Below are 22,148 nucleotides of genomic sequence, written 5' to 3' on the forward strand. Positions count from 1 at the left end.
GGCCCGCGAGGTGGCCCGCTGCCTGGACACTGTCTATGTGGACGCTCTGAGCCGCACCCGCGCCACACGTCAGCAGGCCCGCCAGCAGGCCGCCGGGCGCAACGAGATGGCCGGAGCGTTCGCGGTCAGACCGGGGGGAAGTCTGCCCGGTCCCCTGCTGTTAATCGATGATGTGATGACATCCGGGAGTACGCTCATTGCGTGTCAGGACGCCCTGTATGAGGCGGGTGCAGGGGAAATTTACGTGGCTGTGATCGCCCGCTGAATCAGGGCAGCCAAATGGGGTTAGCCAGGAGTGGTTGGTCAGATGAGATCAGGCAGAGACGTCAATCTGTTCGCGCAGCCACAGCATCAATGCTTGGGCGCTGGCGGGATTGGTCGCCAGCGGGATGTCATGCACGTCGCACAGGCGCATCAGGGCGCTGACATCCGGTTCGTGGGGCTGGGCGGTCAGGGGGTCACGGAAGAAGAAGACCGCCAGCACCCGTTCCTCAGCCAGCCGCGCGCCGATCTGCTGGTCCCCCCCGAGTGGCCCGGACAGCACCCGCTCTACCTCCAGCCCCGTCTGCTTGTGCAGGATGGTCCCGGTGGTTCCTGTCGCCACCAGATGGAAGCGCGAGAGGATGTCGCGATGGGCCAGCGCGAACATGGCCAGTTCCAGCTTCTTCTTGTCGTGCGCGATCAGGGCCACCTGCCGTGAAGTCGCCGTGGGAATGGGTGCGGTCATGGGCCTAGTTTCTCATGGGCTGGACGCGGCGGTGTCCAGAAAAGCTGCACAGAAAGAGGTTGTAAGGTTGTATAGAAAAACGGAGACCGTCGTGGCCTCCGTATGTCCTTTTGTCAAGGTATTCCGTCTTCAATCCACGCGGCTCAGGGCAATTCTTCCTCGAAGGCCGAGACGTCGTCCAGATAGTCCACCATCCAGGCTTTCAGCGCGGCCTTGGTGTAGCCGCCCCGAATCGGGATGGTGCTGTCCAGATAATACGATCCCTCGTAGACGTAAGCCTGGGTGTAGTAATTGCCGTTCCAGTCGTTGGTCAGCTCGGTGTCCAGGCTGCCTTCGTCGTCGCTGTAGTCCCAGTAAGAGCTGGCCGTGGCGCGCGAGCAGATGCCCGCCTTGCAGCCGCTGAGCCACACGTCTACCTCGTAATCGCCGGTATTCACGGTCATGCTGGGATCGCTGTCGGGGTCCGTGGGGTTCAGGGTGACCTTGTACCCCGCCTCACGCAGGGCGGCGGCGATGGCGGTGGGGGTGGCCGCTTGGACCTGGGCATTTGCGCCCGTTACGGGTGCGCCCGCCCCGCCTGCCAGGGCCGCGCCGGAGAGGGACAGCAGAAGCGCGCTAGCCAGAAATATTTTTTTGTTCATACGCTCACAATAGCGGGTCTGCCCTGATCGTATGCAAGGGGGATGGCTTTAGCTGACATTAAATAATTCTCATCTTCGATTTATGGAAGATGAGTGAAATGTCAGAACCCGATCCTTCTTCTGCTGGAGGCACAACTCCCCGTGATCCCGCCCTGGTTTCGCCGCCTACGCGCCGCAAACGCACCTTTGGCGTGTATATCGGGCGCTTTGAGCCGCCGCACGCCGCGCACCTGCTGGTCATGCTGGAGGCATTGAAAAGCGTGCAGAAGCTGATCGTGGTGATTGGCTCGGCCCGCGCGGCGCGTAATCCCAAGAATCCGTTCACCGCCGACGAGCGCCAGGACGTCATCACGGCCATGCTGCTGGAGGCCGGGATCGCCCGCGCGCGGCTGCTGTTCGTACATGTGCGCGACTACTATTACAACGAGGCGTTGTGGCTTTCCGAGGTGCAGCGCGGCGTGCAGCACTTCACGCGCGGCAGCAGCGATGTGGCGCTGATCGGGCACGTCAAGGACGACAGCAGCTATTACCTGCGCTCGTTTCCGGCCTGGGAGTTCATTCCCAGCCATGTGGTCAGCCCGCTGAGCGCCACCGACGTGCGCCGGGCGTATTTTGGGGGCCATCTGGACACGGTGCGCGACATGGTGCCCCCTGCCGTCCACGCCTTTCTGGAGGGCTTTCATACCACTCCCGAATACGCCGAACTGCGCGCCGAGTATGACCATCTGCGCGAGTACCGGGCGGCCTGGGCCGACGCCCCTTTTCCACCCGTATTCGTGACCGCCGACGCCGTCGTGACGCGCAGCGGCCATGTGCTGCTGGTGAAGCGCGGCGGGATGCCGGGACGGGGCCGCCTCGCCATGCCCGGCGGCTTTTTGGAGCAACACGAGACTCTGCTGGACTGTGCCGTGCGCGAGGCCCATGAGGAAACCGGCCTGGGCGCGGGCGTCGATTTGCGGGCTAGCTTACGCGGCAGCGCCGTCTTCGACTACCCGGAACGCAGCCTGCGAGGGCGCACCGTGACCCACGCCTTCCACTTCGATCTGGGCATCGGCCAGTTGCCGCGGCTTCAGGGCGGAAGCGACGCCGCCGACGCGCTGTGGATGCCGCTGGGCGAGGCGCTGTCTTCCCCTGAACTGTTCTTCGAGGACCACCACGCGATCATCGAGAATTTTCTGATGCGCGGCTAGGGCTGGCTCAGGTTGGCGTGTGGCCTAGCTCCCGGTAGAAGAAGGCCAGCAACCGCGCTTCCACCCCGACCTGGTGTGTGTCGTTGATGTAGTGATCGCCGTCCAGTTCGACGAGTTCACTCTTGGCTCCGGCTTTCTGAAGGGCTGCGTGCATCCGCCGGGCTTGCGAGACGGGCACCTCGTCGTCATGGGTGCCGTGCAGATGCAGGAAAGGCGGCGCGTCGGCCCCGGCATGGGTCACTGGGCTGGCGAGTGCGGCCAGTTCCAGGCGTTGGGCCTGCGGCGCACCGAAGAGAGGCAGATGTTGCGGCCCGACATTGAACGCTGGGTCGAGGAAATCCATCACGCCGCTGACGTTGCCCACCGCCTGAACGCGGGCGGAATGTTCAGCGTCCGGGTTCTCCAGTTCAGCCTCTGCCGCCGTGCCCAGCAGCCCTGCCAGATGCGCCCCGGCGCTGACGCCCCACGCGCCAATGCGCTGTGGATCAATCCCAAGTTTTAAAGCCTGCGCCCTCAGCCAACGCACCGTCGCCCGCACGTCATCAAGCTGCGCTGGAAAAGTGGCCCCCGGTGCGAGGCGGTAATCCGCACTGACAGTCACGAACCCGGCCCGCGCCAGAAACACATTGGCCGCGGGCCATTTGCCGAACATCACCCAGGCCCCGCCGTGTAGGTGCAGGACAGCGGGAACAGGTTCAGCACTTCTGATTCTGGAACGGAGGATGTCCAGCTTCAGGCCGTGGGCGCTGAACGGCACATCCTCAAGCAGTTCCAGATCGGGCGGCGGGAAGGATTCCACGCCTCTGCCCGCCTACAGCAGGGCGCGGTGATCGGCCAGCAGGCAGCGGTCCTGCACCACGTCGATGCCGCGCGCGTTGAGTTCGCGGGCCACGGCGTCGTTGCGGATGCCCAGTTGCAACCACACCACTTTGGGCAGCGGGTGCATTGCCAGGATATCTTCCAGATGGTCCGGCACCTTGTCGCTGCGGCGAAACACATCCACGATATCCACCGGAGTGGCAATTTCGGCCAGCGTCGCCACCGCCTTCTGACCAAAATAGCTCTCGCTGCGCGCCGCCAGCGAGGGATTGACTGGGATGATGCTGTAGCCCTGGCGGTACATGTACTCGGGGACGTAAAAGGCGGGCTTGGCGCTGTCGTGGTGAAAGCCCACCACGGCGATCACCTTGTTTTCGGTCAGGACGCGGACGATCTCCGGGTTGGATTGCACGAGGGTCAAGGCAGAACTCCTTCGGGGGCAGCGAGGTTGGTCTGGTTCAGATCAGCGAAGGCAGCACGAGCGGCCTCCAGTGTGGCATCCAGTTCGGCCCCCGTGTGTGAGGCGCTGACAAAAATACTCTCGAACTGCGAGGGTGCCCAGTAGATGCCGCGCGACAGCAGACCCTGGAACCACCGTCCAAATCCCTGCGTGTCGCTGCGGGCTGCCTGGCCGTAATTGCGGACCGAACCGTGCGGCGCATCCTGAAAGAACGGCGTGAGCATCGAGCCGATCTGGTTGACGCTGATTGCCACGCCCGCCTCTGCCGCCAGAGTCTTCAGACCGTCCGCCAACTGCGAGGTATAGTTCTCCAGCCGCCCGTAGATGCCCGAGTCGGCCTCCAGCGTCCGCAGGGTGGCCAGCCCTGCCGCCATCGCCAGTGGATTGCCGCTGAGGGTCCCGGCCTGATACACCGGCCCCTGTGGGGAAACAAAATCCATCACGTCGCCCCGCCCGCCATACGCGCCCACGGGCAGCCCCCCGCCGATGATCTTGCCCCAGCAGGTCAGGTCCGGTTTCAGGCCCAGCAAGCCCGTCGCCCCGTTCAGGCTTAGGCGGAAGCCCGTCATCACCTCGTCGGCGATCAGCAGCGCGCCCATGCCCTGAACGCGGTGCAGGGCAGCCAGGAATTCGGGGGTGGGAATCAGCACCCCGGCATTCCCTACCACCGGCTCGAAGATCACGGCGGCCACCTCTGCGCCGCGCTCGGCCATCAGTGTGTCCAGCGCCGCCGGATCGTTGTACTCGCTCACCAGAGTCAGGGCGGCGTATTCGGCTGGCACGCCCGCGCTGCTGGGGGCGGATGCGCCCAAAGCCCCATCCAGGTTGGTCATCAGGCCGCTGCCTGCTTCCACCAGCAGGCCGTCGGCGTGGCCGTGGTAGTTGCCCCGGAACTTCACGATCAGCTTGCGGCCCGTAAAACCGCGTGCCAGCCGCAGGGCGCTCATGGTGGCCTCGGTGCCGCTGCTGGTAAAACGTACCTTGTCTGTGCCCGTCAGCCGCGTGACCAGTTCGGCCAGTTGGACCTCGCGCTCGCCGGGTGCGCCGAAACTGGTGCCGAATTGCAGAGCGTCTGCAACGGCCTCGCGCACTGCCGGGTGGTCATGGCCCAGGATCATCGGCCCCCACGAGCCGATGTAGTCGATGTAGCGCGTGCCGTCGGCGTCGGTCAGGTACGCGCCGTGGGCCTCACGGATGAAGCGCGGCGTGCCGCCCACACTCTTAAAGGCCCGCACCGGGCTGTTCACGCCGCCCGGCGTCACGGCGCGGGCACGGGCGAACAGTGCCTCGGATTGAGCAGTTTTTGAAGTCGTCTGGGTCATGCCCCGCACCCTAGCGGAGGCGGGGCGGGACGGGGGAGAGGAAAGCGACACTCGCCCGATTCACAGCCCCAGCAACCCCACTGCTGCCGTGAGTTCCAGTTCCTTCCTGAAGGGGGCCACCAGTTCCTTCTCGCGGGCGCTGGCCGCCGTCACCGTGCTGTCCAGATTGGGCAACTGACCGTTCTGGATGGCCTGGGCCGCCTGCGCGAAGTCGATGTCCGGCACGCCCAGCGCGCGGTTGACCCCGCTGCGGACCTGGGCATAACGCCCGGCGGTCATCTTTTCGCGGGCCAGTCCGGCGTCCTGTGCGGTCCTGGCCTTGCCGATGCTGCTGCCCGCCTGCCGCAGCACGTTCACCACCTGGAGCAGATTGGGCGTCTGCCCCGCCTGAACCTCAGCCCACACCGATTGCAGCCCGGTGAAGCTCTGGCCCAGCGCGGCGCGCACGTCCCGGCGGATGCGGACAAACTTCTGCACGTCGCTCTGAGTCAGGGGCGCGGCGTTGGCGGTGGGCGTTGTTCCAGCAGTCTGATCCGGTGTTGTCGTCTGGCCCTGCGTTTGGCTCTGTGTCTGCGGCGGGTTCAGTCCGGCCACGAATTCGCGCACAGGCTGGATGACCACGAACCACGCCAGTGCGCCCAGCAGTGCCAGCACCAGCAGCCCGCCGCCGCCACAGCCCAGGCAGCCGCATCCCGGTCCTCGTCTTGGTCTCATGGCCCACTGTACGGGGCCAGGGTCCCGGAAGTTCCCCTTCAGGGATGAAAGAGGGCATGGAGGTTGACAAGTCCGCTGTCACAGGCGCTAAATGCGTGCGTTCAGTTCACACAATCCTCAGCCTGCCCCCCTGCCCCCCTGCCTGCCGCCTTGCCCGCGCCCGGTGCTAGGGGTCAGTACAACGCCGATTCCACGCCCTGGAGGCCGCATGACTGTACATCAGAACGCACGACACGAGAATGCCCAGACCCGTTCCAGCTTTTCCCGCGCCCAGACCCTGCGCAAGGCTTCCCTGCTGCTGACCGGGCTGACCCTGACCCTGGCGAGCTGCGGCAGCCCAATCGTTGATCCGCCACCCATACCACAGCCCCAGACCCGCGTGCAGGACACGCGCACCTTCACGGCGGTCACACCTGCCTTCAAGGCTATTGCTGGCGCGCAATTGTATCAGGGTACCTACGACGGCCTTCAGGGCAAAGCGGGCTACGCCCTAGAGGTTCCGGCCAAGTGGAACGGGCAACTGATCATGTACACCCACGGCTACGCGGGCACAGGCGACAAGCTGAACGTGCAGGAGCCGCCGCTGCGCGCCTACTGGCTGTCGCTGGGCTACGCCTGGGGTGCCAGCAGCTATTCCAGCAACTATTACGACGTGCAGTCCGGCGTGGAAGATACCAACGCCCTGGCCCTGAAATTCCAGGCACTGACCGGACAGGCCAAACCCGGCAAATACCTGATCATGGGCGTCAGCATGGGCGGGCATGTGGCGAGCGCGTCGGTGGAGAAAGAAACCCTGGACACCGCGAAGAACAAGGTGACTTACGCGGCGGCCATGCCGGTCTGCGGCGTGCTGGACGAGGAATACGAATTTCAGTGGTTGGGGGATTACACCCTGGCCGCCGCGCAGATGGCCGGGTACGGTGCGCAGAAGTACCCGCAGTCCGATTTCCAGAAACTGCTGCCCGATATCCTGTCGGCGCTGTTTACCGACACCAGCGGGGCCAACTGGCAGGTCAACAGCGCCCAGGGTACGAAACTGCGTGACCTGGCCAAGCAACTGACCGGCGGCGAGCGGCCCGTGTTCAACCTGGGCTTCAGCTCCGCAGGCTTGCAGGGCGCGGTGCTGTCCACCGGCGGCTCGGACGGCACCCTGACCGGCATTCTGGAAAAGAACTTCTACGGCAACATCGGCATCGATTACCGCTGGACCACCGGACCCACCGAAACGGTGGCCGAGAAAGCCTTCAACGACGCCATCCTGCGCGTGAAGGCAGACCCGGACGCCAACCCGGCCCGTGCGGGTGCGCTGCGCTGGCTGCCGCGCGTCAGTGGCGAGATCAGCGTGCCGGTGCTGACCATGCACACCACGGGCGACTTCTACGTGCCGTTCAAGCACGAGCAGCTTTACAACAAGGCGGTGGCGGCTAATGGCAAGTCGAATCTGCTAGTGCAGCGGGCCATCCGCGCGGCGGGTCACTGCGAATTCGTGGGCGCAGAACTGGCCGAAGGCTTCAACGATCTGGTGAAGTGGGAGGCGGGCGGCGCGAAACCTGCCGGCGACGATGTGACCACCCCCGCCGTGCTGGCCGATCCCAACTACGGCTGCAAGTACACCCGCGAAACCCGCGCGGGCGTGGCGGCCTGCACCGTGGCCACCCCCCTGAGCAACTGAAGTTCAGACCCGAAGGGAAGAGGGAGGCAGTCGCGTGAGCGGCCCGCCTCCCCCTTCTTTTCACTTTCTATTGCTGCCAGAGTGCCGTGACCAGCGCGTAACCTTCCTGCAACGTGGCGGTGACCGCTTCACCGTTCGTCTCGTTGCTGATCGTCCAGCCACTGCCCAGCGGTACGTCTGCGCCGTGCAGGGGCCAGCGCACGCCGCCCAGGCTCAGACCGCGCAGATCACTGCATGCCACCACGCTCAGGGTCACGCCGGGGGGCAGAGGCAATGACAGGGGAGAGGCAGGCAGCAGCGGCCAGGCCCACTCGTCGCCGCTGCTGAGGGTAACTGTCAGTCCCTCCCGCGCCAGCCGGACGCCGCCCAGCAGCAATGCCGCCGCGTGGTCAAAACGTCCGCCAAAGGCCCCCAGGAAAACCAGTTCGGTGGCTCCGTGTTTCAGGGCCACGCGTACAGCCAGCTCGGCGTCCGTCTCGTTCTTGGCCGCCGGGTGGACCTCGCGCGGGGCGTCCACCATCACGCCGTCCGAGGAATCGAAATCGCCCACCCAGGCGTCTACCGCCACGCCCAGCCCTGCCGCGTGGCGTGCGCCGCCGTCTGCCGCCACCACTAGGGCGGGGCGCGGCAGCTTCAGCAGCACGGGCGTGAGGGTCAGCCGTCCACCGACGAGAATCCAGGCGATCACTGGGGCAGTGTAGGGGTGTTGGGGCCTACAGACCGGGCAAACCCAACGCAGTGTGCAGGTCGTTCAACAGGTTTTCCACGTTGCGGCTCAGACCGTCCAGCGCGGGGGTAGAGGTTCGCAGCGGGTTAAACGCCGACAGATAGAGCAGCCGGGTGCCTCCGCGCGGATTGAGGCTGGGATCAGCCGTGACAGCCAGTTGCACGAACTTTTCCTTGCCGTCGGGCAGCGTGTAGCTCACGCCAACCAGTTGATATGGCCCGGCGCTTTCGGTGGATGCGACCTTGAGCTGCACGCGTGAGGCGGAGGCCAGTGTGGCGCTGGTGGCCGCCGCATTCAGTTCCTTGACCTTGACCGGGTTGTAGGGATCGCTGGTGAACAGCGCGTTAATGTCTGCAAAGGCCAGCGTCTTGAGCATTCCGGCCAGTTGCTCTACGGGCTGACTGGTCTGGGACGGGGAAGGTGCGGCGGCGACGGGTGTGGGTGTCACCGCAGGCGTCGGGATGGAAGCTGCCTTGACCAGCCCGGTCTGGCCCAGATACGGAGTCAGGACGCCGCTGGCGGTCAACTTCTGCACCAGTTTGCCAGCGCAGTCGGCCACCGCTTTGCCCTCGTCGCTGTTAAGGTACACGCTGCCGCCCCACCAGCCCCAGGTGCTGACACCGCCGCTGGTGCCCTCGCAGCCCTCGTTCCATTTGACCGTTCCGCTGGCCACGTCGGTCAGTTCCATGCTGGCGCGCACGGTCTTGCCACTCAGGCAACCCACGATGGGCAGGCAGATGCTGCCGGTGCCGCTGACGCTGGTCACGCCGCCTGCCAGCTCAAGTGGCGCACCTTCCTTGCGGACGGCCTCCACGTAGCCGCTGGCAGTCAGCGCCTTGTTCATGGCCTCGTCGAAGGCGTTGTAGATGCTGCCAGAGCAATAACCGCCCTGGCACCACTTATCCCCGATATACACCACAGCTTTCGGTCCGCTATAGGCCTGTGCGCCCGCCAGGGTGCCCAGCAGCGCCGCCGAGAGGCTCAGGTTCCGTTTCCACCGTGCATTGTTCATCGGTTTCCTCCAGGGGATTGAGGCTAGTTTGTGGTTGCCCCACAGTATGCCACTCGGTCAGGCCCGGTCATCCACCACTTCCCGCACCCGCGTTTCAGCCACAGCTAGCCGCAGGGTCTGGCCTTCGATCATGCCCACTTCCCGCACGCTCAGGTTCAGGGTCAGCGGCCCCAGCGGATGCGCCAGCGTGACTGTCTCGCCCGCTTCGGTGGCGTGGCGGGCGGTCAGGGTGAAGGCATCTCCCTCCCCCAGTCGCACGGCGTCTTCGGGAACCAGCAGCGCCTGACCCCCATCGCGCCCCAGCACATTCGCCCAGCCCAGAAAGGCGGCCACCCAGGCGGTTGCGGGCTGGTTAAACACTGCGCGCGCCGCCCCGGTCTGGACAATCTGCCCGGCCCGCATCACGGCCACCTGTCCGGCCAGCGCCAAAGCCTCGCGCTGATCGTGCGTGACCAGCAGCACGCCTGCGCCGACACGCGCAAACAGTTCGCGCAGATCGTTCCTGAGTTCGGCCCGCAACCGTTCGTCCAGATTGCTCAAGGGTTCGTCCAGCAACAGCAGCGGCGAATTGGTGGCCAATGCGCGGGCCAGCGCCACCCGTTGGGCCTGCCCGCCGGAAAGTTGGGCTGGTTTGCGCGCCGCCAGTTCCGGCAGGTTGACCAGCGTTAAGGCTTCCTGCGCCCGCCCGTGCGCCTCTGGCCGCGCCGCGCCGCGCATCCGGGGGCCATACGCCACGTTGTCCAGCACGCTCAGATGCGGGAACAGGGCGTAATCCTGAAACACCAGACCGATGTGCCGCGCCTCAGGTGGCAGGGTGGTCACGTCGCGCCCGCCGACTTCCACCCGCCCCGCGTCCGGGCGTTCCAGGCCCGCCACCATCCGCAGCACGGTGCTTTTGCCGCAGCCGCTAGGGCCCAGGAGGGCCAGCGTTTCGCCTGCTTGCACGGTCAGGGACACGTCCTGAACGGCGCGGGTGGAGCCGAAGGACTTGGCGAGGTGGTGGGTGGTGAGGGCGGGAGGTGGCACGCTGCTCAAGTTAGCGTCTAGCCTTCGTGAATACCTGCTGGATTGAGGCGAAACGTCAACATCAGGTCACTTCCCCTTCACCCCCGTCCAGCACTGTAAATGCCGTTGCAGACAGCAGCAGCAACACCGTTGCCAGCGCGCACGCCTCGCCCAGATTGCGTTCGCCGGGGCGGCCTAGACGCTCGTACAGCCCCACGCTGAGGGTGGCCCATTCTGGGCGGGTCAGCACCAATGTTGCGCCGAACTCGCCCAGCACGGTGGCGAGGGCCAGTGCCGCGCCGCCGCGTAGCGCAGGCAGCGTCAGCGGCAGCGTGACCGTGCGCTGAGCCGCCAGTGGGCCAGCACCCAGGGTGCGGGCGGCCTCGAATAGACGGGGCGGCAGGGCACGCAGCGCGGGCAGTACCGAGCGCACCACCAGCGGCAGCGCCAGCAGCGTATACGCCGCGATCAGCATGGGCAGCGTGGCCGCCAACGCCGGATAGGCCAGCAGGTAGCCTACGGCCAGCGACACGGGCGAGACCATCAGCGGCAACAGCGAGATCAGGTCCAGCACCCGCGAACGCGCCAGCCACGCGCCCAGCGCGTACAGGCTGCCCAACAGTGTTGCCCCCACCAAGGCCATTGCCCCGAAGCGCAGGGTGTTGCCCAGCAGCAGCGGCGTATCCGGGTCCGCGAAAATGCCCTGCCAGTACAGTAGTGTTGGCCCGCCCGAACCCAGCAGCCCACGCGCCACCACGGCCAGCAACGGCGCGAAGCAGATCAGCAGTGTGACCGCGCCCAGCCCCAGAATCCCGGCTAGCACGCCGCCCCGCGCCGGGGGCAGACCGGAGGACGGCACGCCCGCCCCGCCACGCGTTAAACCTGTGTAGGCCCACGTCGCCACCAGCGTCAGCAGCAGTTGCCCAGCGATCAGGGCGCTGGCCTCCGACAGACGCAGTTGCAGGGCGGTCAGGGTGTAGATCTCCACCTCCAGCGTCGCGTATTGTTCGCCGCCCAGCGCCAGCGGCAGCCCGAAGCTGAGGGCCGAGTACAGGAACACCAGCACCATGCCTGCCGCCAATCCCGGCAAGGCCAGTGGCAACGCCACGCCCAGCGCCGCCCGCCAGCCACTCGCGCCCAGCGTCCGCGCCGCGCCGATCAGATGCGGTGGCACGCGCGAGAAGCCGCCGTAAGACAGCCGGATCATCACGGGCAGATTAAAAAATAGGTTGCCCAGAATAATCAGTGCGGGCGTGTCGCTGACGTCTATCCCCGTCAATGTGGTGATCCAGCCGCGCGGCCCCAGCAGCGCCGAGAGGCCCAGCACCGCCACCAGCGTAGGCGTCACGAAGGGAAGCAGCAAAAGCCGCAGAAACAGCCCCTTGCCCGGAATGTCGGCCCTGGACAGCAGATAGGCCAGCGGCGCACCGATCAGCAGGGCCAGCAATGCTGTTCCCCCGGCCTGCGCAAGCGTCCAGCCCAGGCGGCCCAAAAAGTACGGATCGCGCCACACGCCCAGATTCACGCCGCCCTCCGCCAGCGTGCGCCCCAGCGGCACGGCCAGCAGCAGCACCGTAAAAATCAGCGCGGGCAGCGCCAGCAGCCAGCCGGATAGGCGGGAGGGGATCATGGGCAGGAGTGTAGAGGGTGAGGGTGGGGAAGACGGCCCCGTCAGACTTGCCTGTTTCCTGAGTCTGGGTGGTGATTCAGACGCCTGACAATCAAACTAAACCAAGTGTTCAAGCTGTTCGGCGGTTAGACCATTTAACTTTGAGACTGTCTGACTTCCCTGTACGCGCGTAGACTCCAGCCATGCTCCAGAACCTCCTGTCCCGTCTGGACGATTCCGGCAACCTCATTCCGCGCTACACGCCGCCGCGCTGCCTGCTGGAGCGTCAGGCGGTGGGCGGCTGTACCATCTGTCACGATGTCTGCCCCCACAATGCCGTCCTGACCGGGCTGGTGGGCATGTCCATTCAGTTTGACGCCGACGCCTGCACTGGCTGCGGCATCTGCGTGCAGGCGTGTCCCACCGGGGCGCTGGAATACAGCCTTCAGCCCACGTTGCAAAACGTGCGCGACCAGAAGGCCGAGGACGGCGTGGCGGCAGGCGAGGGCGAGGCCAGCCTGACCTGCCCCCAATCCGGCGCGGGCGGCCCTCAACTGCCCTGTCTGGGCCGCGTCACCCCAGCGGTGGTGTCGGCGGCGGGTGCGTGGGGAACGCCGCTCACGCTGATTCACGGCGAGTGTGGAACCTGCCTGGTGGGTGCGCCGGATGTGCCGCAGCGTCTGGAAGTAGTGGTGGCCGAGGCCCAGCAACTGCGCGCCGCCACGGGCAAACCCGCCCGCGTGACCGTGCGCGCCGCCACCCCAGATGACACCGAGCGGGCCGTGCGCGTGTCCCGCCGGGGCGCATTCGGGGCCATGTTCCGGGCGGGCAAGGCGCAACTGGCCCAGAGCATTCCCGAATCCCCGCTGCCCTTCGTGGACTGGAGCGAACCCGAGGAACGCACCCCCGAGGAGTGGAAGTGGCGTAGGCTGACCCTCAAGCCTGTGCCCGCCACCGACGCTCCGGTTCACTGGCCCGCGCCCGTGGTGGACGACACCTGTATTGACTGTCCGGTGTGCCACAACGTCTGTCCCACCGACGCCATTGACCGCCAGATTCAGGACGACGGCGGCGTCAGCCTGCTGCTCAATCTGTCCGCCTGCACGGGCTGCATGGCCTGCCTGCGCTCCTGCCCGCCCCAGGCCATGCACGAGCAGTCCGAGTGGTTCCCCGCCGCCTTTGCCGGGCCGATCCTGCTGCGCGAGGGCGAGAGCATGATGTGAGGTTGGGGATGTCTGAGTGTGTCTGCGGGTGTAAGAGCTGGGTAGCTTGAACGCCCACTGCTTCAGCGGTTGGACGTCTGGACCGTTTGACGGTTAGACCGCCTTCTCCGCTATCCTGCCTCCCGATGTCGCGTTTTCTGCCCCTGATGTGTCTGCTGCTGTGCGTGGGCGGCGCGCAGGCGCCAGTGGCGCAGACTCCGGCTACACAGGCTCCGGCAACACAGCAGGCAGACCTGACCCTGCAACGCGAACCCGGCCTCAGTGCGGGCGTGCAGAGGGTTCTGCGTGACCTGCCCCCCGGCGTGCGTGCGGGTGTGCTGGTGCAGGACTTGCAGACCGGGCGGATGTTGCAGACCAGACTGCCCGATGCGCCTTTTATCCCCGCCAGCGTGACCAAACTGGTGATGGCCTCGGCCATTCTGAACGAGCGCGGCGGCGCGGACGGCTGGTGGAGCGCCGAGTTGACCGTTCCCGCCGCGCAGATCGGGCAGGCGAGCGTGAAGGCCGTGACCCTGCGCGGCAGTGGCGATCCCACCCTGAGCGTGTCGGAGGGTACTTACAGCCTGCGCCTCCTGGCAAAACAGGCGTATGCGCGCGGCCTGCGCGTGGTGGGTCAGGTGCGGCTGGACGACGCCCGGCTGGATTCGGGCACTTGGAAGGACGCGCCTATAGAGCTGCCCATGACGGCCCTGCGCCTCGCGGAGTGGCACGACGCACCGCCCCCCAGCGCGGAGTCGGCCCGGAGTCGGCTGAGCGCGGCATTGATCTTAGAGTTGCGCCGCGCTGGAATCAGGGTCAGTTCCGAAGATGTGGGCGAGGCGGCCCCCTTCAAGCCCTACCTCCCACCGCCGCGCACCGACGAGCAGGGCAGGCCGTTGCCCCCCGATCCGGTGGTTCCCGTGGACCGCCGCCCCGAACAGGCGGTGGCCAGTGTGCGGAGTGCGCCCGTGGCAAAGTTTCTGGCTGCCACGCTGCGGCCCAGCGACAACCTGAACGCCGAGGAACTGCTGGGCACGCTGGCCCTGCGTCCCGCCGCGAACGGCACGCTGTCTGGCGGACTGGCGCGCGAACGGGCCTACCTGGGCCGCATCGGGGTGGACCTCAGCGGCGTGGTGCTGGCCGATGGCAGCGGCCTGAGCCGCGAGGACCGCCTCACCCCGCGCGCCCTGGTAGACCTGCTGCGCGTGATGTATGACCTGCCGTATCCGTTGTCCGGCACGCCTGCCGAGGGTTCAGGCTTCCCTGATCAGGTTTACCGCCAGCGTCAGAACGCCTTTATCGAGGCGCTGCCCCAGGGCGGCACAGGAGAGAATGTTCCTGCTCATGATGGACGCGGCGGCACCCTAGCCCGGCGCTTTCTGGGTGCGGGTCTGGACGTGCGGGCCAAGACCGGCACGCTGCCTGGCGTTAGCAGCTTGGCCGGGTATGTCACGGCGAAAAGCGGGCATACGCTGGCCTTCGCCCTGATGATGAATGGCCCCCTGGACACCCCGATCCTGACCCTCCGCGCCCTGCTGGACAAGACGGTGGAAGTGCTGGCGGCAGAGAACTGAGCGGCGAGTAAAATAGACTCATGCGCCCCCTGCCCCTGCCCTTTCCCGACGAATCCGAAGCGCCGCACGTCACTGAACTGCGGTTCGCGGGCAGCGGTGTGACCGTGCGCGGGGCCTTTGAACTCAACGAATTCGCCACTCTGACTCCCGACAACCTGGAATTCCTGCGTCTGTATATCCGTGTGCGTGGCAATTTAAAAGAAGTGGAGCGCGTGTTGGGCGTCAGTTATCCTACTGTGCGCGCCCGTTTCGATACCCTGCTGCGCGCCATCGGCTACGAACCCGAACTGGCCGATCCCCAGGCCGAGATTCTGAGCAGCCTGGAACGCGGCGAGATCACCCCGGACGAGGCGGCGCGCAAGCTGCGGCGTTAACTGGGCTGGGTCACCCGGTTGTCCCAGCCAATGCCCCGCTCTGGCCCTAGACTTGGCGGTATGGAATCCCGATGAGCGGCGTGGTCTGGCTGGCCCTGGATGGTGTGGGCCACCCCGGTGACGCTCCGCCCGGTAGCGTGTGGGAGCAGGACTTGCCCGCGCTGCGCCCGCTGATTGACGCCGGGGTGGCCCTGGACACCACCCTGGGTGTGCCCGGTCTACCCCAGTCCGGCACCGGCCAGAGCTGCTGGCTGACGGGCGTGGACGCGGTCCGCCTGATGGGCAAGAACGGCATGGGCGAACACTTCGGCCCGCATCCGGGGCCGACATTGCAACGGCTGCTGCGCCAGTCCAGTCTTCCTGCGCGGCTGGAGGCGGTGGGTCTGCGCGCGGCCCTCGCCAACCATTACGTCCCGCAGTATCTGGAGGCCCAGGCCCGCCGCCCCCGCATGGGCTGTTTTCCCTTCTCGTTCACGGCAGCGGGCCTCCCCCTCAACCCGCCCGCAGTGCCGCCGCTGAGCGCAACGCTGGGCCTGGGCTACCGCGAACCCTGGACACCGTTTCAGACGCTGCATGAGGTGGCAGAGGTAGGGCGTGCGCTGGCGAAGGCCGCCCGCGAACATGACCTGATCGTGGCCGATCTGTGGTTCGGCGATCTGCTGGGCCATCTGGGGCGCGAGGCTGGGCCGTCGCCGGAAGTTCGGACGGCAGCTTTCGGATATCTGGCCCGCGTGGACGCCCTGCTGTCCGGGCTGCTGGACGGCGGGGCGCGGGTGGTGATCGGCAGCGATCACGGCAATCTGGAAGACCTGAACACCAAATCCCACACCGTTGCTCGGGTACCTTTTGCCGGAGTGGGCGTCGATCTGGGCGCGGCAACGAATGTGGTGGAGGCTGGACAGATGATCGCCGGGTGGTTTGGCCTGGGTTCCGTTGGCGACGGGCTATCTGACCCACCTCTATCCCAGACCTGAAAGTTATCCACAATTTTATCCACAGGGCTTGTGGACAAGTTGTGGATAAGCCAGAGGCTCTGTAGGAGACGATCAAGCAGTTTATGCGTCCTGTACGATCTTGAGGGCTGTATTAAACGGCGTTCACGGCGCCCAAAGTTATCCACAGGCTGCCGTTTCACTGTGGATAACTCAGGGGATGGTGGCCCGAACGGCCCCGATAAATGCCGCCACCTTTGCCGGATCCTTCACGCCAGGACGGGCTTCAAGCTGGCTCACCGCGTCCACGCAGGCGGGCTGCAAGACCCGGATGGCCTCCGCCACGTTCCACGGCCCCAGCCCTCCGGCCAGCCACGCCCCGGGGGGAAACGTTTCACGCAGGCTTTCCCAGTCCAGTGGTACGCCGCCCCCTGGTTGTGGAGCGTCCACCATCAGGGTGACGGCGGGAACACTGGCCCAGACCTCTGCCCCGGCGGCCAGATCGGTGGGACGCAGCACACGCAGCACCGGGTAGAAGTCGGCCACCGCCCGCACAAAGGCGTCAGAGAGGGGGCCGTGCAATTGCACCGCTGAGACCCGCGCCGCCTCTGCCGTCCGCAGCACCTCGTCCAGGCCCTGATCCAGAAAGACGCCCACCCGCGCCACGGCTGGCCCCACGCTCAGGCCTGCTGCCCGCGCCACGTCCGGCGAGACCCGCCGCTTGCTAATGGGCGCGAAGATGAAGCCCAGGGCATCCGCGCCCGCCTGCGCCGACTGCACGGCGTCATGGATGGAAGTGGTGCCGCAGATTTTGATCCGTGTGTGGGCCTCAGCCATTGCGGCCCTCCAGCGCCTCTATCCGGGCTTCCAGATCGCGGTTTTTCTGGAGCAGGGCCAGCAGCAGCAGGGCGTAGTGGTCATACAGCTTGGGGCGCTCCATGCGGTAGTCACCCGCCATCCAGCCGTTCAGCAATCTCTCGGCCTCCCGCAGCACCTCGTCGGCGGGCACCTCGCGAAAGCCCCGCTGGCCGATGATCTCGCGGGCAAAGTTCAGTTCACGTTCGGGATCGGGACGCTCAGACATACCTTCCATTCTGAAGGCTGAAGCTGGAACGCGCACACCGCGTCGGCAGCGCCCGGTTCAGGTCCGTCCCCGCGTTTACCAGCCCAGGTCCGGCGGGGTCACGATCTGATCGGCGGGCAGATCACTGAACAGCGTGTAGGTCAGGGTGTAGGTGCCGGGAATCACGCGGCTGAGCAGGATGGCGTCGCCGTCCACGCGCGGCTGCACGTTCGCCAGACTCGGCCCCTGGAGTTGCAGCGGGCCGCGCACGGCGGGGGTGCTGCCGCCCGTGGGCAGCGGATCGATCAGGCGCACGTTTTCCAGCGTGCTGTCCACCGTGAAGACCAGCGTGACCGCGTAGTTCTGCGCGCCCGCGTTCACGTTCTTGGTCAGGCTGGCCCGCGCGCCGTTCTGTACGGTGCGGGTCACATTCGCCCCGGCGGGACTCTGCACCCGCGCGGTGCCGGTGGTCCGCAGGCCCACGGGGTCCAGCACGGCCTCGGCGGTGTCGCTGCGGCACACGCGTACCGGCAGTTTCAGCCGCAGCGGCTGGCCCCCGCTGAAGTCGCCCGACGTTTCCAGCGGGTAGTCGCTGGTCCAGCCGGTGGGGAGGTTCAGCTTCAGGCGGCCCGGCAGGCGGTAAGGAAAGTCGGTGCGGGCGCTGGCGGTCAGTTGGGTCACGTCGCAGGCGTTCACGATGTCCGGGGCGGTGATCAGCGTCACGTCGGTCAGCACCCGGTACTCGATGGTCACCTTGCCCGCCACCCCGTCAGTCACTCGGCCCGGCAGCGGCGGCGTGAAGGTGCTGCCGGGAATCGGGGTGGGCTTGACCGGGTAATCGCCGGGCGAGAGCGGCACGTTGGCCGGGGTGTTCAGGGTGCGCCCGGCCACCTCGAAGGGCACACCGGTCAGGGGGATGCGCTGATCGCCGTAGATGGCCACGGCGTCCACCGCCAGTTGCCCTTCCGGCGCGCGGGCCACGAAGCGGATCTTGGTGAAGCCCGGCTGGTAGCGCACCTCGCTGGGCGAGACGATGTTCCCGGTCCCCTGCAAGATGCTGGAACTGATCGGCACGTAGCCGGGCGGCAGTTGCGGGCGCACCGCGCTCTCGCCCACCAGCGTGTACGACGCCCCCGGAATCGGGCGGCCCTGCGGGTCCACCACATCCACCAGCAACTGATTGTCGATTCTGGCCCCGGTGGGAGGGTTGAAACCGCCCACGCGCGCCGTGACCGGCTGATCATTTAAACGGAACGAGTAGCGCACCGAGTTGCTGTACTGCTTGGTGGTGGGCAGGACCCGGATAAAAACCTGCCACTCGCCCACCATCTCGGGCGTGATGGTAAAGCGGTCCGTGGCGGTCTTGCCGTTGTCGCTGGGCGTCAGGTTCGCGCGTTTGCCTCCCGGCTGTACCACGAAGGTCTCGGCTTCCTGCGGACCGTCGATGTCGTAATTCAGGATGCCCACGGTCTTGCCCACCCAGTCGGGCGTGACATTCAGGCGGGCGGCCAGCAGCGGCTCGGGGGTGTTGCTGCGGGCGTTGACCGTGAAGTCACTGGTCTCCAGCGCAAACGGCGAGGCCACCCGCAGCGCGTAGGAGTTCTTGCCGTCGCCCTTGCTGTTAACCCGCAACGTGTACGTCCCGGCCCCCAGGCCACCCGCAAAAAAACTGTCCCAGGTGTGTGCGCGGTTCTGTCCATACCTGCGCTCGGCCACCGTGCCGCCGGGGCCGACCAGGGTAAAGGTGGTGGTGAACGCCTCGTTTTTCTTGTACAGCTCGTCGCCGAAATACCCCGCCGCGCGCCGCCCATCCACGTAATCGGCCAGATTGAAGGTGGGCGAGTAGATTTCCAGGCCCAGCGGCTTCCCGGCGTCCTGCGGCAGCACGCGAATGGTGTAGCTCTCCACGTCCTGAATCCACTTCTCGCCCACCGACACCAACGGCAGCAGGCCCCCCACCGGGCTGCCCCCCTCGGTCTGGGCCAGGGCCGGAGCAGCGCCCATCAACAGGGCGGCGAGAAGCGTCAGATGGGCAGAGAACCGACTGGGGAAGACGTTGGGCATGACTGCAAAAAGCATACACGCCCCACCGCACGCGCCGCCGCACGCCTCACCGCATGGCCCGCGCTAGCATCAATGTCACCATGCTCTACGCCCGCGCCCACGCCCGCACGTCCGCCGCCGCCCTGAGCGGCAACCTTCAGGCCCTGTCCCGCCGCGCCGGGGTGCCGCTGCTGCTGCCTATCAAGGCTGACGCCTACGGCCACGGACTGGAGATCGTGACTCGCATTGCCGCCCATCATCCCGACGTGTGGGGACTGGCAGTGGCGACGCCGCAAGAGGCAGGAACGCTGGCGGCCCTTAATCCCGGCAAGCCGATTTTGCTGCTCACGCCGCCGCGTCCCGCCGAGGTTCTGGTGCTGGCTGATCTGGGCGTGAGACTGCCCGTCGCCTCGCTGGCCGAGGCCGAGGCCCTGCCCCCCCACGCCCGCGCGCATCTGAAGATAGATACGGGCATGAACCGCCTGGGTGCGCGTCCCGAGGACGCCGTGCGAATCGGGCAGCGGCTGGCCGAGCGCGGCGTGCTGGAAGGTGCGTACACCCATTTCGCCACCTCCGACGAGCCGGACCTAGAATTCGCCTGGGAGCAGTTCCGGCGTTTTCAGGGTGTGCTGGCCGAGCTTCCTCCCGTGCTGGCTCACGCCTCCAACGGCGGCGGCATCCTGAGTCTGGGAAAGCTGCCGGGCATGGGGCTGGCGCGGCCCGGTCTGGCCTCTTACGGCTTTGCGCCGCCGCATCTGGGGGGCGTGCTACCCCTGACCCCGATCATGACCCTGGACGCCGAGATCACGCACCTGCACACCGCCCGCGCGGGCGAGAGCGTCAGCTACGGCGGGTTGTGGCACGCCCCGCGAGACACGTTGCTGGCGACGGTGGGTTTTGGCTACGCCGACGGCATGCCGCGCAACGCCACCGGACAGGCCCAGGTGATCGTGGCGGGCGAGCGCCGCCCGGTGGTGGGCCGCATCTGCATGGACCAGTGCATGGTTGACGTGACCGATTTACAGGTGGAGGTGGGCGACGCTATGCGCTTCTGGGGGCCGGACGGCATCACAGTGGGCGACGTGGCCGGATGGGGCGGCACCAACGAATACGAGGTGCTGACGGGTCTGGGCGCGCGGGTGGAGCGGCTGGCCGGGGTGTGAGCCTGACCCTGCGTGACCATCTCGCCGCAGCCGTGCAGACTCTGCGTGTGGCGGGCGTGCCCTCGCCGGAAGTGGACGCGCGGGCGCTGGTGCTGCACGCGCTGAATCTCTCACCCACCGCTTTTCTGCTGCGCGGATCAGAAGAGGTGGCTGGGGCTGACGCTGAACGTCTGGGAGAGTTGATCCGCCAGCGGGCCGCGCGGACGCCTCTACAGCATCTGCTGGGAATGGTGGACTGGGGTGGCGTGCAACTGCGTGTGGACGGGCGGGCGCTAATTCCCAGGCCAGAAACGGAGTGGCTGCTGCATCTGGCGCTGGCCGATTTGAATGGGGTCTCTGCGCCGCGTGTGGTGGATGTCGGAACGGGAACGGGAGCGCTGGCGCTGGGCGTCAAGATGGCCCGGCCAGATGCAGCGGTGCTGGGAGTGGACCTCAGTTCCGAGGCTCTGGCGTTGGCAGGGGAGAACGCGGCGCTGAACGTTATGGATGTGGTGTTCGTCGAGAGCGATCTTCTGGCTAATATTCCTGGCACTTTCGATCTGATCCTCGCCAACCTGCCCTATCTGCCCGACGCTGACCGTGCCCACGCTGACCCCGAAGTGCGGCACGATCCCGATCTGGCGCTGTACTCCGGCCCCGATGGCCTGCTGTTGGCCCGCCGTCTGATCCCGCAGGCCCACACGGCTCTAACTGAAAGCGGCCTGCTGTGGCTGGAACTCGATCCACGCAACGCCCCAGCCTTCGCTGCCGAACTGCGCGCTCAGGGCTGGGCTGTCACGCTGCACGCGGACCTGACGGGCCGGGAACGCTTCGTGCGTGCAGAACTGACACCCCTCACCCCGAGGTGAGACAATGCGCGCCGTATGAGCGACCCGGCCTCCGAACCCAATTCCGTAGCGACACCGCCCAAAAAAGCCCGCGCCCGCGTTCCCAAGACGGTCTGGGATCTGGTCTTTACTTTTGGGATTCCCATCCTGATCCTCAGCCCCAACATTCTGGGCAGCGGCATCAGCGTGGCCGACTTTTTGGGCGGAGAAAAAGCGGGCGGTGTTCCGGGGCTGGGTTCTGCCAATGTCCGCGCCTACCTGCTGGCCGCCCTGATTCCAGTGGTCTATGTCCTGTGGGACATCCTCAAAAACAAGAACCTGAGTCCGGTGGCCCTGATCGGTGGGGCGGGGGCGATCTTCGGCGGGGCACTGGCCTTCTGGTACGTGGACGGCTTCTGGTACGCCATCAAGGACAGCGCGCGGTCTTACCTGACGGGCATCCTGTTTCTGATCAGCGCGGCCACTTCCGTGCCGCTGTTCCGCGTGTTTCTGGACGCTGCCAGCATTGGCGAGAAGCCTGAAGACCGCGCGGCCACGCAGCAGGCCATGCGTGATCCGGGCGTTCACCGGGGGCTGGTGCTGGGGACCATCGTGTTCGCGGTGGTGGACCTGATCGGCGGCGTGGTGAACAGCATCGTCAACTATGACCGCGTGGTTGCCAAATTCGGCAGCGAGGAATTCAACGCTCAGGTGGCCGCCGTGAACGCCATCATGCGGATACCGGGGCTGGTGATCAGTCTGGTGGGCGTGTTCGCTGCCATCTGGTTCGTGCAGCGCGCCGTCAGGGTCCGTTTCGGGCCGGAGGCCAGCCTGCTGGAACCTGCCAAGCTGGCTGCCGCCATGCGCGAACGCGGCGAGGTACGGGCCGAGCAGGGTGACCCGGCCTGACCTGATCGTTTTTCAAGACAGCGCGCCAGTCGAAGTCTAGGGCTGGCGCGCTGTCTGTTCTGACCTCTGGCGGGTGCGGGTCAACCACGCTGATCATGCCAGCACCCGTTCCGGTCATGCTCTGGTCACGGTGGGGGGTTCATGGTGGCCCCAGGTGAGCAGGACGGACGTTCGTTCTCCCAGT

General features: G+C 66.5%; 23 protein-coding genes (1 of these 23 running past the window's edge). 10 read left to right on the forward strand and 13 right to left on the reverse strand.

All coding sequences use genetic code 11. The features are described from left to right. Positions 1-265: the end of a ComF family protein gene (locus tag DAAJ005_RS02690; RefSeq protein ID WP_151845774.1), read on the forward strand. The gene continues 359 nt to the left of window position 1, outside the view; the window shows 265 of its 624 coding nt (coding positions 360-624); its start codon lies beyond the left edge, outside the window; it ends in the stop codon at positions 263-265. Between the two features lie 48 nt (positions 266-313). Here the strand turns inward: DAAJ005_RS02690 and DAAJ005_RS02695 are convergent, their stop codons facing one another. Further along, positions 314-727, reverse strand: coding sequence for a methylglyoxal synthase (locus DAAJ005_RS02695; protein ID WP_151845775.1), 414 nt, complete (start codon positions 725-727; stop codon positions 314-316). 143 nt (positions 728-870) lie between these two features. Beyond that, positions 871-1,368, reverse strand: a complete 498-nt coding sequence (locus DAAJ005_RS02700) for a YbjN domain-containing protein (RefSeq protein WP_151845776.1) — start codon at positions 1,366-1,368, stop codon at positions 871-873. Positions 1,369-1,466: 98 nt separating this feature from the next. On the opposite strand from DAAJ005_RS02700, the gene DAAJ005_RS02705 reads away from it, so the two are divergent. Then, on the forward strand, positions 1,467-2,558 hold the full coding sequence (locus DAAJ005_RS02705) for a bifunctional nicotinamide-nucleotide adenylyltransferase/Nudix hydroxylase (RefSeq protein ID WP_370519814.1): 1,092 nt from the start codon (positions 1,467-1,469) through the stop codon (positions 2,556-2,558). A gap of 7 nt (positions 2,559-2,565) precedes the next feature. Here DAAJ005_RS02705 and DAAJ005_RS02710 read toward each other — a convergent pair whose 3' ends face one another. Genes DAAJ005_RS02710 through DAAJ005_RS02725 form a run of 4 tightly spaced genes read right to left on the reverse strand, consistent with a single transcriptional unit; the run spans position 2,566 to position 5,873 of the window. Then, the gene (locus tag DAAJ005_RS02710) at positions 2,566-3,357 is read right to left on the reverse strand and encodes an alpha/beta hydrolase (RefSeq protein ID WP_151845778.1); all 792 of its coding nucleotides are present in this window, start codon (positions 3,355-3,357) and stop codon (positions 2,566-2,568) included. A 12-nt stretch (positions 3,358-3,369) separates the two neighbouring features. After that, complete coding sequence (locus DAAJ005_RS02715) at positions 3,370-3,798, reverse strand: CoA-binding protein (protein ID WP_151845779.1); 429 nt, start codon at positions 3,796-3,798, stop codon at positions 3,370-3,372. Further along, positions 3,795-5,159, reverse strand: coding sequence for a glutamate-1-semialdehyde 2,1-aminomutase (hemL, locus tag DAAJ005_RS02720; protein WP_151845780.1), 1,365 nt, complete (start codon positions 5,157-5,159; stop codon positions 3,795-3,797). The genes DAAJ005_RS02715 and hemL overlap by 4 nt, the downstream gene beginning before the upstream one ends. A 60-nt stretch (positions 5,160-5,219) precedes the next feature. Then, positions 5,220-5,873: a hypothetical protein gene (locus tag DAAJ005_RS02725; RefSeq protein ID WP_151845781.1), complete on the reverse strand. Its 654-nt coding sequence runs from the start codon at positions 5,871-5,873 to the stop codon at positions 5,220-5,222. A gap of 208 nt (positions 5,874-6,081) precedes the next feature. Between DAAJ005_RS02725 and DAAJ005_RS02730 the strand changes: the two genes are divergently transcribed. Beyond that, positions 6,082-7,545: an alpha/beta hydrolase gene (locus tag DAAJ005_RS02730; RefSeq protein WP_226342536.1), complete on the forward strand. Its 1,464-nt coding sequence runs from the start codon at positions 6,082-6,084 to the stop codon at positions 7,543-7,545. 67 nt (positions 7,546-7,612) lie between these two features. Here the strand turns inward: DAAJ005_RS02730 and DAAJ005_RS02735 are convergent, their stop codons facing one another. The 4 genes from DAAJ005_RS02735 to DAAJ005_RS02750 form a co-directional block, all read right to left on the reverse strand. After that, complete coding sequence (locus tag DAAJ005_RS02735) at positions 7,613-8,233, reverse strand: thiamine diphosphokinase (RefSeq protein WP_151845782.1); 621 nt, start codon at positions 8,231-8,233, stop codon at positions 7,613-7,615. Between the two features lie 25 nt (positions 8,234-8,258). Further along, complete coding sequence (locus DAAJ005_RS02740; protein WP_151845783.1) at positions 8,259-9,284, reverse strand: hypothetical protein; 1,026 nt, start codon at positions 9,282-9,284, stop codon at positions 8,259-8,261. Between the two features lie 57 nt (positions 9,285-9,341). Further along, the gene (locus DAAJ005_RS02745) at positions 9,342-10,310 is read right to left on the reverse strand and encodes an ABC transporter ATP-binding protein (protein ID WP_192930833.1); all 969 of its coding nucleotides are present in this window, start codon (positions 10,308-10,310) and stop codon (positions 9,342-9,344) included. A 61-nt stretch (positions 10,311-10,371) separates the two neighbouring features. After that, the gene (locus DAAJ005_RS02750; protein ID WP_151845784.1) at positions 10,372-11,919 is read right to left on the reverse strand and encodes an iron ABC transporter permease; all 1,548 of its coding nucleotides are present in this window, start codon (positions 11,917-11,919) and stop codon (positions 10,372-10,374) included. A 182-nt stretch (positions 11,920-12,101) separates the two neighbouring features. Here DAAJ005_RS02750 and DAAJ005_RS02755 point away from each other — a divergent pair, with 182 nt between their 5' ends. The 4 genes from DAAJ005_RS02755 (at position 12,102) to DAAJ005_RS02770 (ending at position 16,022) form a co-directional block, all read left to right on the forward strand. Continuing rightward, positions 12,102-13,121, forward strand: coding sequence for a 4Fe-4S binding protein (locus DAAJ005_RS02755; RefSeq protein WP_151845785.1), 1,020 nt, complete (start codon positions 12,102-12,104; stop codon positions 13,119-13,121). A gap of 125 nt (positions 13,122-13,246) precedes the next feature. Beyond that, positions 13,247-14,674 (forward strand): D-alanyl-D-alanine carboxypeptidase/D-alanyl-D-alanine-endopeptidase, encoded by a 1,428-nt coding sequence (locus tag DAAJ005_RS02760; RefSeq protein WP_151845786.1) that lies wholly within the window; start codon positions 13,247-13,249, stop codon positions 14,672-14,674. 20 nt (positions 14,675-14,694) lie between these two features. Further along, a complete protein-coding gene (locus tag DAAJ005_RS02765) occupies positions 14,695-15,048 on the forward strand; it encodes a DUF2089 domain-containing protein (protein WP_075835086.1) in 354 nt (117 codons plus the stop codon). Positions 15,049-15,119: 71 nt separating this feature from the next. Beyond that, positions 15,120-16,022 carry a metalloenzyme domain protein gene (locus DAAJ005_RS02770; RefSeq protein WP_151845787.1) on the forward strand — a complete coding sequence of 301 codons (903 nt, stop codon included), beginning with the start codon at positions 15,120-15,122 and terminating at the stop codon, positions 16,020-16,022. Positions 16,023-16,193: 171 nt separating this feature from the next. Here the strand turns inward: DAAJ005_RS02770 and DAAJ005_RS02775 are convergent, their stop codons facing one another. The 3 genes from DAAJ005_RS02775 to DAAJ005_RS02785 all read right to left on the reverse strand — a co-directional run bounded on the left by DAAJ005_RS02775 (position 16,194) and on the right by DAAJ005_RS02785 (position 19,107). Next, positions 16,194-16,817, reverse strand: a complete 624-nt coding sequence (locus DAAJ005_RS02775; RefSeq protein ID WP_151845788.1) for a phosphoribosylanthranilate isomerase — start codon at positions 16,815-16,817, stop codon at positions 16,194-16,196. After that, positions 16,810-17,064, reverse strand: a complete 255-nt coding sequence (locus tag DAAJ005_RS02780; protein ID WP_075835092.1) for a hypothetical protein — start codon at positions 17,062-17,064, stop codon at positions 16,810-16,812. Before DAAJ005_RS02780 ends, DAAJ005_RS02775 begins: the two co-directional genes overlap by 8 nt. Before the next feature lie 75 nt (positions 17,065-17,139). Next, a complete protein-coding gene (locus DAAJ005_RS02785; RefSeq protein ID WP_151845789.1) occupies positions 17,140-19,107 on the reverse strand; it encodes a hypothetical protein in 1,968 nt (655 codons plus the stop codon). Positions 19,108-19,160: 53 nt separating this feature from the next. On the opposite strand from DAAJ005_RS02785, the gene alr reads away from it, so the two are divergent. From alr to DAAJ005_RS02800, 3 genes are read left to right on the forward strand one after another with little or no spacing between them, the layout of a single operon-like run. Continuing rightward, positions 19,161-20,249, forward strand: coding sequence for an alanine racemase (gene alr / locus DAAJ005_RS02790; RefSeq protein WP_151845790.1), 1,089 nt, complete (start codon positions 19,161-19,163; stop codon positions 20,247-20,249). Between the two features lie 2 nt (positions 20,250-20,251). Further along, positions 20,252-21,097, forward strand: coding sequence for a peptide chain release factor N(5)-glutamine methyltransferase (gene prmC / locus DAAJ005_RS02795; protein WP_226342671.1), 846 nt, complete (start codon positions 20,252-20,254; stop codon positions 21,095-21,097). Between the two features lie 15 nt (positions 21,098-21,112). Next, positions 21,113-21,964 (forward strand): VC0807 family protein, encoded by an 852-nt coding sequence (locus DAAJ005_RS02800; RefSeq protein ID WP_151845792.1) that lies wholly within the window; start codon positions 21,113-21,115, stop codon positions 21,962-21,964. Positions 21,965-22,148 lie beyond the last annotated feature (184 nt).

This window comes from Deinococcus sp. AJ005, assembly GCF_009017495.1.
GTDB lineage: Bacteria > Deinococcota > Deinococci > Deinococcales > Deinococcaceae > Deinococcus.